We start from the raw sequence: 11,776 nt of genomic DNA, 5'->3' as shown, positions 1-11,776 counted from the left end.
GCACATGGTACGACGGTAGCGACATCGAAAACATACTCGAAGAATATCCACAATTCAAAAAATGGTTCGACCAGTACCACACCATAGACGAAATAGAATGCTTCACCATCTGCACGGTCGAAGAATGGTTTGAAGATTTTTCTGAGACGTGGATAACTCCCAAACTTGCCCAGCATAGTGAGCTTCCCTACACGCTCTTGTATCAAAGTATCGACATTGAACTGCTTGCCCAGAATTGTTCTGAAGTTGAAGACGGTGGCGCCACTTTCAGCTTCGATAAAGAAACCGGCTTATGCCTCTGCCTGGCATATTAAAAGTTTGTGTGTTGTCCGATTAGAATAAGAATCAGGTAACACACAGAGGGAGACGACACATGCACACGTGGTACGAGTATATGATTCAAGCAAGTAAGAATAGCGAACGCGATGGGGATTTATGGTTCCGCTACCTGTACAAAGTTATTCAAGACAATGGCACGAAACTCACCAGTGATGATGTCACACGGTTACTCAACAGCACCGTGCTGACTCCTTTCCAAAAAATAACATTGCAAGACGCACTCACTGACGGCACACACACAAGAGAGCACGTGCTCCAAGCGAATCGTAAAGCACAACCAAAAAATATTCTGCAACTTTTCAAAGAAGGACGTTATGGACAAGACACCACTGTTCGCTGAACTCAATAACACTCTTGCGAACGAAAATATCACACTCGAAATTATTTGTGCTGGTGGTTTCGTTCTTGAATATTACAATCTTCGAGGCACGCAAGACGTTGACGCCTTCTATACAGAAAACGAAAAAATCAGAAACATAATCCAGCAGGTCGGTGAGAAATATAACGCGAACGAGCCAGACGAGTTATGGCTTAATAATTCTGTTGCGAACATGAACCGCATCCCACCGCGCAAAATTTGCACTCCTGTTTTTCAATTCTCTCATCTCACTGTGCTCATACCGCCGCTTGATTATATCCTTGGTATGAAACTGGAAAGTGGTAGAGAAAGAGATAAGCACGATAGCGCTGAAATTATTCGCAGGCTCAAACTCACATCAGTAAAACAAACACAAGACACTCTCCACAGTTACGGATTCCATACAGACTTATCACTCTTGCTCGAATCCTTTGAAGAAGCCTATGGCATGAACTGGCTTGCCAACTACATGACACAGCACATGAATGAACTCGACGAACTGTAAAAAACAAAAATCTTATTTTGCCTCGACTTAGTAAACAAGTCGAGGCAATTTTCTTTTATCCCTATAAAATTTTTGCTCGTGTTTTGCTTGGCTCTGTGGTTTCCTGTGCGCGTGATTTTCCGTGGCACTGTTTTCATAAAACGGTTCTAGGGTTCTTCAAAAATTTTTCTTCTCTTTTTGAAAAATTCTTAGAAGAATTTTTCATAAACTAACCACACATCTTTAACCCATTTTTCTCTTAAACTATCCTTAAGTTTTTCTTTAGAAACATAAAAATACTTGATTTGAGATTTCCAGCGGACTCATGCACCCTTCGGGTGAATTATTGGGCAAAGCCCAATGTTTTCAATACCTCACACCAGTTTTTGACGTCATGGACACCTAAAGCGATTTTTTTATATAAAAACGGTTTCAACTTCTGCTCATATTAGGTAGAAGAATTCTTAAAAATTGCAAGAAAGGAAGAACTTTTATGGCTTATACGAGAAGAAGAACAGCATCGAAAACGGGGATGAGTATGCACCCGTTCGAGAAAATGTGTGTCTACTGTTTGGATTCTTTCTGGGTCTTTGATAGCGCACATATGGGTCAACAGTATTGCACCCAACCATGTTATGTTGCAGGTATTCGTTTAGACACAGAGATGAATATTTACGATGCTATCAAAGATACCATGAGCGAAACTGAGCGTACGGCTTATTGGAATGATCATGTGCAACCCTTGCTGGTTAAGCGCACACAGGTGAGGTCGCATCGTGGCTGACGAATTTATTCCTTACACGAAAACATGTCTGAGGTGTGATAAAGAATTCACGGTTAGTAGACCTCAGAATGTTCATCAAAAGTTCTGCAGTGCAAACTGTCGTAAACGTTTTAATGAACAGACACAAGAGATAAGACGATGGCAACCTCTTGATCATGCTTACACGGAGCTACTCGATAAATACAACAAAGCATTAAGCGCGCAACGCTCATTAAAAGAAATCATTGAAGAGAAAGATGCTGCTATCGACTCATACAAGAAACTTTATGACTCGATGATTTATATTATTCCGGGAATGAGCGCAGACGGGTACCTTACCCTCAACGAAGACAACCCATTCGCACAGCATTGGCATAAGCAAATGGACGAATCCCCGATCAATTGGTGGCCCATCCTCCACGGTCAACGACCAGGCATCACCCTCAAGCGTGAACCTATCCCTATCGACCCGGAGATCATCGGACGAGTCGTCAAAGACAAAGACCCTGACCTGCAAGACCAGCAGACAGACAACACAATCCCTGCCGACTTGTATGACATTAAGAGTGTGGACTGGGACGATGAAGATTTCGACATTGATCACATCGACTGGTCCGACTAACCAAAAAAATTATAGAAAGGATAAACCACTATGGGCCCATTTATGGTTCAACCATTCCCCCGCAAATGCATGTTCTGTTTCAGACCATACCTCATCCGTGACACAACCATGCTCAATCAACTATTCTGCTCACAAGATTGTGAAGATCAGTATACCCGTTTCATGCAGCGCGCCAAGAACGCACTCGACAACTATCTTCCACTGCGTGAACAATACCTCAAAAATCTTGCCCTATTAAAGGACAGTTTATGGTTCCTCGAAATGATTAACGATGGAACATACCAGTACGACGGCGAGGGCGGATGGCAGAAAGGAGACGAACTAGGACCTATCGTTATGGATCTCGTCTACCAGATTCGACCATTGTTTGGCCGTTTCGACTAACTACACATTCTACTTCCCTCACACATATAAGGAGAAAAAATATTATGGCTACATTAAGTCTTGAAGAACGTCTTGCACAATACCAAGCACAGGTCAAAGAGCTAGAGAATCAGCTCAACGATCTTAAAAAGAATAAGCGCACTCTTACTTCTATCGAACAGCGTATTGTGAAAGCAGCTATCGAGTATGAGAAAGCATACCGCCAGCTGAAAGAGCAGCCAGATATTACAGTAACCACACTGGAGAATAATGGCATCACTAATCTGGCATCACTACTCAAACGTGTAGGCACACAAGCAGCTAACACTGTTAATGAGCTAGAGAAAAACACGCCAACTCCACTCCAACCAATGGCCGAGTCACCACACGGTGAGTCTGAACCATCGGACAATCAGACAGTCGGCGAACCGTCGAACAACCTCTAAGTAAGAACACTAATCAAGAAACAAGGCAGGCATGACATTATGGGTATGAGTCTCAAACTTATCCGTCACGGATACTCCAGCTATTTTGAAGATAGTATTAGCGATGCGGAATTCGAATTCGCACGCGCCCACCCTGGCATGACTGCCTACTACACCCACCAGAGCAACCCGGTAGGACGCTACCTCGGCTCCGCACTCGATATCATCAACCGCACTAGTGGAGACATGATCGAGCGTGAAGAGTTTAATGCATGGTTTGATAACTTCCGTCACCCAGACAGCAAAAAACTCCTCATCAAGAACATGAGCATCCACACTGCAGACCCGAGAAAACCAAACAGTAAAGCAACACTGCAAGGCGTAGACATGACATTCACGGTACCCAAAAGTGTGAGCATCTTGTATGCGCTTGCCGACGAGAATACGCGTCACATTATCGATAAAGCACACTACGAAGCAGTAGCCCAAGCAGTAGCAGATGCAGAAAAGACTGCAGCAAAAACACGGCAAGGTCACGCCGGCGCAGCCGTTGTGGATGCGACAGGTTTTGCCGCAGGCTCGTATACGCATTTTACGAATCGTGAAGGTGAACCCCACCTGCATACACACGTCACCGTGACAAGTATTGTGCGCCGTAAAAGTGACGGCAAACTCACTATGCTTGACGCTCGTCATCTGCTTGGCCAGAAGCAGGCAATCCAGCATGCGCATGATGGTTACTTCGAGGATAACCTCTACACCATGCTCGGTATTTCTCTTGCAGAAACACCATCAGTCAGCGGTAAAGGATACACGCGAGAGATTAAAAACTTTCCACCCGACCTTATCAGAGCACTCTCAAGTAGAGCACGTCAAATCAGCGATGCGCAAGAATACATGGTCGAACGTTTCCGTCAACAGCACGGGCGCGAACCAAACGAGAGCGAGAAACAAGATATCAAAGATCGCGCATTCTATAACACGCGCAAAGTAAAAACTAATGAGACAAGAAGTCTTGACTACGCTGCCGAAGTCACGCAAGAAGTCCTCGACAAGCTCGCCATCAGCAAGAGTGATATCACCAGTATTGATACAAGCAATGAGCAAACCATCATTAACATTCACGCACTCAAGGACGGTGAGCTCAACAACCTGCTCATGGATGTTATCAAACATCGCCTCATTACAGACACGGAGACACAACTTGACCCGGCCACTGCTACAAATACACAGCTTCTTCAACAAGCTGGCAATATCGCAAACCGGAACAAGACTATTATTACCGAGGGAACAATTCGCGCAGTCGCGAACGACCTACTGCGTTCGGTACGTTTTACCATCCCCGAACAACGCAACCACACGGCCAATCTTCTTGCCAGCCAGGTCAAAGACGAACTCGTCCAGTTAGACGAGATGCGCTACCAAATACCTGACAAACTCAAGAATGATCCACGCATCGCCACCCGTGACCTATTCGGTAACCTCACTTCTACACTCGACGCGAAACAAGGCGGACACAAATACGTTAGCCGTAGATTATGGCAGGCAGAAGACAACCTCTTAAACATCATGAGCCAAGAAAAAGAGGCAATCTGTACCACAGACACAGTACAAGCTCTGCTCGATGAATATGACAAGACGCAAAAATTCCCTCTCTCCGCCGACCAGCGTGCAGCAGTTATCCAGGCCGCTACCACCACGCATGTCATGTTCGGTATCATCGGCCCCGCAGGAACAGGCAAAACAACAACACTACGCGCCCTGAAATATGTCATCGATCACGAACAAGGCTCAGGTCACGTTATCGGTACCGCGCAATCAGCGAACGCTGCGCAAGAAGTCGCAACCTCACTCGATATTAGTACCGCAAACATCAGCCAGATTATCACAGAACTCGACACCCACGCGTACGCGAGAAAGAAAGATAGAATCCTGAACGCTCTGCAATCCTCCGACGTGTCAAAGCCACAAGCCGAAGCGTTAGAACGTGAACTCATCGAGGTACAAGCCAGGATTGACCAAACCACCATTAAAGAAAACTCGACTTTAATCGTGGACGAGGCAGGCATGACCGATACTCTAAGCTTTGATAGGCTCATGAGCGAAGCAATCGCGAAAAACTGTCGTGTTATTGCTGTGGGTGACCATTACCAGCTTGCATCCGTCGGCACCGGGGACGGTACCTTGTTTGAACTTGTCAGCCAGGGCATGTTCGCTGAGCTCAAGGAAGCATTCCGCTTCGTTGATAAAACCTATAATCAGGTCGCTGACCATTTACGCGTCATGAAAAAGGACGCCAATGGTAGTTATGTCGCTGTCAAAGAACTACGCAAACGCGACAGCATCCACCAAGGCACACGTGAAAACATGATGAGTCAGATTACCGTCCGCGCTATCCAGGATAAAAAGGAAGGTAAAACAACTCTTATTATTGCGCCGGATAATGATAGCGTCGCCGAGCTCAACAAACAGATAAGTCAGCAACTCCACGCAGCTGGGCTCCTGGACGCGAGGGGCGATACGAGGTCTCGGTTTACTTTCGCTGACGGCAATCAATATGGTGTCGGTGACACGATTTGTACGCGCGAGAATGATAACGCTATCCGAGCAAGCAATAATCAACGCGTCCAAAACGGTGACCTGTGGACCATCACCGCTATTAGTCAAGAAACAAAAACTATTCATGCGGTGAGCGTAAACGACCCCACTATTACCGTCAATATTCCCTTCGAGTATGCTGCTACTAGCGTTGGAGGCGGGTACGCACTAACAGTGCACCGCTCTCAAGGAAAAACTGTAGACACCAGCTACATGTATGTAACCGAAGACTCAGTCATCAATAACAGTTTCCTGTACGTTGGTATGACTCGTGGAAGACAGTCTAACGAAGTCTACCTTGGTTTTAATGACAATCTGAGTCCTGGAGAAAAACTTGAATGGAGCAGAGCCAAGCAAAAAGACCACATTGCTCAAGGCAAACACTTATGGAGTGGATACGGTAAAAATCCTGACCCTGACAAGTACTACACCGAAAACGACCTACTGCCCACAGATGTTGAACGTGCGGACGCGTTCCTGCAGCACGCTATCACAGGTAAGCTTGGCCGTTTCGCGCACACCATGAAAAAACAGTACCATCAATCCGCTCACGCTATAAATACTCTGGTCAGTGACTACCAGTATGTGCAAAACATTATCGTTGCCCACGACGTACACGAAATCCTCTCCCGTAAGCATGATGGGCATTACGTGGAACAAATTATGAGTGACCCGTCAATTAACCAGCTGCTTGACGCGTATCAAAAAGCGTACGCTCTTGACCCAAAGATTGCCAACCAGATACTCACCGACCGCATACACGGGTCTGCAGATATTAACACCAGTATTAGTGATATCCTCTTTGACACGGTTAATCCAACAGACCCGGTCAATGTGATTACGCGTAAACTTAACGAGTTTAACGCTGCCTACCGTGGTACAAGCGTTCTTGGAGATACAGGGCATTTAACCGATTACACGCCACAATACCCGTCCGATGATACCGACGCATGGCTGAACATGCTCGGTCAAGCTCGAACTATGCTCAACAGTGCGCTCGATCAGGAGATTCAGCGCGCAGTCACACGGCCGCGCGCCTGGCAGAAAAATATTCTTGGGAAACGTCCCGTCCCACAAGCTGGGTCGAAAGAATATGACGCGTACGTGGATATTATTCGCCGCATCCTCATTTATCGCGCAGGAAACGATATCACTCACCCGTTCAGTCCACTCGGTGAGAAAGTGAAAGCACGAGTCAATCCAGGAAGAGCCGCGTGGAAACACAATTTGGAAAGCATGATATACAATTTCAAAAATCCGAACAATACTCCACGTTTTGTGCCGACCGAATACTCGATCATCCCTCAAACAGGAGCCACACCAGAACCTCCTGCTGAGCACATGGTGGATGCAGAAACGTATAACAGGATTATTCGACTCAATGAGACCATGATGACTACCTGGCGCAAGAGCGATAATACATATAGAGACAAGTATGCGAAAGAATACGGTCTACGCTCAAGTCTTATCGCTTACATTCCTCCCGTCAACGAGGCAACATTAAAAATCTGGTCGCACAATACCGGGTATAGTCTTGACGATTTCGCACAAGCAGGGCTGGCAGTAAAAAATGAGGACGGGTCATGGAAGCCCACATTCACCCACGCAATCGTAACGCCCGTGCGCAACAGCAATGGGGATATCGTCGCGTTTACTGGCATGAACCCTGCAACGTGTGAAGAGATTCTTCCTCGCACAACTGATGTTTTCACACGAGACCAGCAGTTCTACGGGGTCAACAAGAAAATCGCAAAAGAACTCAAACAGAAGGACCCGACGATTCTGCTTGCCTCCTCCCCGCTTGAGGTGCAGCAAGCCACGAAAGGTTTACGCTTCGGCCAACACATGCCAGCTCTCGCTCCTGCAGACGGCAACTATAGCTCTGAGCATGCACACCAACTCACCAAGCTTACAGGAGAACAAAGCAAGAATATAATCTTGGTTGCTACAGGCGACAAAAACAAAGATAAGGAGTTCTTCAGGAACGTTTTTACCAGTCTTACCCCTCAAGAAAAAGCTGCAGCACGCGTGGTTAACCAGCAGAACGCTTCTGAGAGAAAAACTGTCACAGAGATTGTCCAAGATGCTACCCCGTTATGGCAAGCCATAGTTGACGTAGCCATGAGCGATAACCTCACTCAATCTACAGCAGTTGATGTTCAACACGAAATTAACCAGAATGTCATCGACAAACTACCCCTGTCCACACGTCAAGAAGCAGACACATACACGCGTCAAGCTATCACGCAACAGCTCGCCCAACAACAAGCAGCCCAACAGCAACAGGAAGTAGAAAACATGATGCGCATACAACAACAGCAAGCACAGAATCAAATCAATACTGCAGAGTAAAAAAGACAAAACCATGTATCGCTACCTGGTAATTGTATATTTTTCTCTCATAATACGATAGGATGAAAAGTGATTAGGGCCGTTTGAGTCCTCGTGTGGCCATCTCTATTTGGGGTGGCACACGAATATCTACTCTATGACGTCTCTTCCTCGCGCCGAGCGAGGTTCGCCTTTCTAGTCTGAAATTCGGGGTGAAAATTCCATACAGGAAGAAAAATTGCAGAAAATATTTTTTAGGTTTGCTTATGCCAGACAGCCCTGATCTTTACTTGGCTATCTTTAGAAAGCAGTCCCCCATTTTCCAAATCTTGTTGACTTCTTTCATTAAATCTGACGGAATAGTAGTACCTAAAGCATGCGTAAGTCTGAGTCTATCTACGAAGAATTTCTCTCCAGCACTCCTGCCTAATGTACGATTAATAGAATCGTCAGTCATATGATAAGGAACAGCTAAAGCAGCTATAGGCATAGTTATTTCAGTAAGCATTTGACGCCACTGGTCACGTCGATTAGCTACCTTATTGAGCTTATCTTCCCATGAAGGAGTAGAATCTTCTTTCCCACACGCTGCTTGAATAAGGATAAGCTGTTCTCCTCGCCTATCATCATGCCAAAGTCTACCTGAAAGAACATCGACACCCTCGTCTTTTGCCTTAACACTGTACGTTCCGTTCAGCGTGCTGAGCGGTATCCCTAGTTTTTGACTAGCAGCTTTGAGGTGACTAGCAAAGCCACCATTTTCTCCAGTTCCGATGACAGCAGAGGTAAAATCGAGTTTATCAAATGCTCCTGCAACTAAAATTTCAAAAATTCCGGTTACTCTAGGTTGTGTTTGGGTTCTTTTCCACCCCTGTAGCAAACTTACAAGAAGCAAAACTAAATACGGATTATTCTGTTTTTCGATGTCATCCCGAAGAACGAGCTGATTAAAATTATCACGATAAAAGGGGTAAGCATCACCTAAATATTCGATACGTGAAGAAAGATGCTGGTCAATAAGGGCATACGTATTTTCACTAGACGCAGGCCTACCATTTTCAACCATGCTTTCTTCTATTTCATTGGGGAATCCGCTATCAATAGCTGCATCAATTAAAGAGTTTAATGGTTTCTTATATCCACGAAGAGAGGCAAATTCTACCCAATCAGCAAGTGCTGATACACTCATACTCGCACCATAAATACTTTGACATTTATCAGCAGGAAAATTATAGAGAAAATCATCGAAAGACATTAATTCTCCCCTTGATTGATGACTGCTTTAATCATAATCACAGACTTGTTAATCTGCTCTATCAGGACACGTGTCTGATTATCAGTTTTTACATCACCGACTATCTGATTTTGTACTGTGTACAACATCGATTGCACACGGTTAAGCATGGAATTTACAGGGCTACCTTTAGCAATGTACTCTGCTGTTTCGAAGTCACCTGTATCGCGTAAAACTTTTAGCGCTTCTGGATTTGATAAAATATCCCCATACACAGAAGCTTTACGGCTATCTGGTAAGAGTGGTTTTTGATTTCGACTTGAACTACATAAGTCGTGTAATAGACTCTCAAACTTATCGAAATCTACCTTCTGTAAAGCACTATTAATATCATCAAGAGATTGAGCAGAATCATCAAAGTTTATATACTCATAAACCTTACCACTGGTTACTCGTTGCCATACACCAAAACGTTCGCGAAGAACCTGCGTTGCTAGATCATATAGCCCATTCTCATCTCGTGCTAATCGCAGAAGAGAATACTGTATATAACTATTCCGTACGCCACGTGCATTACCTCCTGTCTCCCTTCCTACCTTTGAAAAAGCAGTAGCGGTATTTTTCTGAGCATAATGCTGCACACGGCCATAAATATAGCGCGCCTTCGATGCCGGTTCCCATTCCTTCAGACCATTAATATGTCGATATCCCAAATACGCAGATACCTCTTCACGAGAATCCACAAAAATTACCGGAATATTCAGTAACCTATTTTTTTGTTCTTCAGTGATTGGCTCATCTGTTTCATATTCGTCAAGGCCTGCACTGATAGCTGTGTCATCATGCAACAAAAATTTTAATGCTGCTAAACGCCTATTGCCCTCAATAACAATTCCATCTTTAAGAGCAATAAGAGGTTCTGATTTAAAAAAGCCATTTTGAAGATAGCTACGGGCTATCTCATCTAAACGCCCCGTTTCGTATAAGTGTTTTAGTAGTTCTTCTTGCGAATGTTCTTTGTCATTATTTTTCTTGATCGTTCTAGTAAAATCTTCTGGAAGACGAGGATTCTGTGGGTCCAACAGTAAAGTCGAGTAATCAACTGTATCTATTCCTTTTGAAAGATTATTTAGTGCGGTGTCACTCATGGGTTGTCGTCCTTACTTGTCTAAATCAAAGAATGAATCTACTACGGCTTGTGCAGCTACAGAAGAAAGCCCACACGGGACAGCATTACCGATTTGACGATACTGCGAACATACTGAACCATGGAAAATATACTCCTTTGGGAAACCTTGTATTGCAGCCGCCTCAGTCACAGTCAATCGACGAACATACTTAGGAACGGTAAGACCATTGAATGATTCGTTTTTCTGCCATATGTCATGCGCATGTACAAACCAGTTAGGTATTGTTTTATCTTCAAGTGATCTCTGATCAATGATAGGAGTCTTATTTCCTCCCATAGAAGCGGTTAGTGTAGGGCTTATCGTATCGAGATTAATTGGACGGCCAGAGCCATTAACAAGCATCCCTGAATATGCCGTCGCGCGAATAACCGGCTTTTTAGCAAGTGTGATACGCGCCGAACCAGTTACAGGGTTTGACGATGAGCCATATTTTCCTACTCTTTTAATAACTTCGCGTACAGGCGCAGCCATTCTCTTTTGTTTCAACATTGCTTCATGGAAAATATTGGCTTTCAAACCTGTATCCTCACGCACACCGACAAGAAGCATACGCTCCCTGTTCTCGCTAACTCCGTAATCTTTGGCGTTATACACTTCGAGTGAGCAACCATACTGTAAAAGTTCACATGTGTGGAGTATATCTTCTCGAACTTTTTTCCATCGTGGACTAGAAGCAAGAGCGCGAACATTTTCCATAACGAAAACCTTGGGGCGTGTAAGTTCCACAACCTCTAGGAATGTGTGTATGAGCTTGTTCCGTGGATCGTCTGGACGCATTTTACCTGCAATCGAGAAGCCCTGGCAGGGTGGGCCACCAAAAACAATATCAATATCTGATAGTTGCGCAATCTCATCGAGACAGTCATTAATGTCTGATACATGCATAGCTTTCGCGTTGGATGGACGATTAACCTTCCACGTCATAGCACTATCGATGTTTTGTTCAACCGCATAGACTACTGAAAAGCCGTGAGATTCAAAACCGATGTCAAGGCCTCCAGCGCCTGAAAAAAGCGACACTGCGCGATACATGACCACCACTCTCACTAACTTTCCCACACTATTCTTA

At 44.8% G+C, this 11,776-nt stretch carries 10 protein-coding genes; 7 read left to right on the top strand and 3 right to left on the bottom strand.

Translation table 11 applies throughout. From position 1 onward, the window contains the following. From ACFQY8_RS07800 to mobF, 7 genes are all read left to right on the top strand, one after another. On the top strand, positions 1-314 hold a 314-nt coding region (locus ACFQY8_RS07800), incomplete at its 5' end, for a hypothetical protein (RefSeq protein WP_377939403.1). A gap of 59 nt (positions 315-373) precedes the next feature. Continuing rightward, complete coding sequence (locus ACFQY8_RS07795) at positions 374-679, top strand: hypothetical protein (protein ID WP_009994584.1); 306 nt, start codon at positions 374-376, stop codon at positions 677-679. Continuing rightward, on the top strand, positions 654-1,202 hold the full coding sequence (locus tag ACFQY8_RS07790; protein ID WP_377939401.1) for a DUF6036 family nucleotidyltransferase: 549 nt from the start codon (positions 654-656) through the stop codon (positions 1,200-1,202). Before ACFQY8_RS07795 ends, ACFQY8_RS07790 begins: the two co-directional genes overlap by 26 nt. Positions 1,203-1,957: 755 nt before the next feature. Next, entirely contained in the window at positions 1,958-2,566 is a 609-nt protein-coding gene (locus tag ACFQY8_RS07785; protein ID WP_377939400.1) for a hypothetical protein, read from the top strand. Between the two features lie 30 nt (positions 2,567-2,596). Next, positions 2,597-2,950 (top strand): hypothetical protein, encoded by a 354-nt coding sequence (locus tag ACFQY8_RS07780; protein WP_377939398.1) that lies wholly within the window; start codon positions 2,597-2,599, stop codon positions 2,948-2,950. A 44-nt stretch (positions 2,951-2,994) separates the two neighbouring features. Next, positions 2,995-3,375 carry a hypothetical protein gene (locus tag ACFQY8_RS07775; protein WP_377939397.1) on the top strand — a complete coding sequence of 127 codons (381 nt, stop codon included), beginning with the start codon at positions 2,995-2,997 and terminating at the stop codon, positions 3,373-3,375. Between the two features lie 39 nt (positions 3,376-3,414). Beyond that, a complete protein-coding gene (gene mobF / locus ACFQY8_RS07770; RefSeq protein ID WP_377939395.1) occupies positions 3,415-8,304 on the top strand; it encodes a MobF family relaxase in 4,890 nt (1,629 codons plus the stop codon). Between the two features lie 265 nt (positions 8,305-8,569). On the opposite strand, the gene ACFQY8_RS07765 is transcribed toward mobF, so the two are convergent. Genes ACFQY8_RS07765 through ACFQY8_RS07755 form a run of 3 tightly spaced genes read right to left on the bottom strand, consistent with a single transcriptional unit; the run spans position 8,570 to position 11,739 of the window. Beyond that, positions 8,570-9,538 (bottom strand): hypothetical protein, encoded by a 969-nt coding sequence (locus tag ACFQY8_RS07765; protein ID WP_377939394.1) that lies wholly within the window; start codon positions 9,536-9,538, stop codon positions 8,570-8,572. Beyond that, complete coding sequence (locus tag ACFQY8_RS07760) at positions 9,538-10,665, bottom strand: hypothetical protein (protein ID WP_377939393.1); 1,128 nt, start codon at positions 10,663-10,665, stop codon at positions 9,538-9,540. The genes ACFQY8_RS07765 and ACFQY8_RS07760 overlap by 1 nt, the downstream gene beginning before the upstream one ends. Positions 10,666-10,677: 12 nt before the next feature. After that, a complete protein-coding gene (locus ACFQY8_RS07755; protein WP_377939391.1) occupies positions 10,678-11,739 on the bottom strand; it encodes a DNA cytosine methyltransferase in 1,062 nt (353 codons plus the stop codon). Positions 11,740-11,776 lie beyond the last annotated feature (37 nt).

It is taken from the genome of Alloscardovia venturai, assembly GCF_042676605.1.
Taxonomy (GTDB): domain Bacteria; phylum Actinomycetota; class Actinomycetes; order Actinomycetales; family Bifidobacteriaceae; genus Alloscardovia; species Alloscardovia venturai.
The sequence above is the reverse complement of the archived record's forward strand: the minus strand, read 5'-3'. Positions and strand labels throughout refer to the sequence as shown.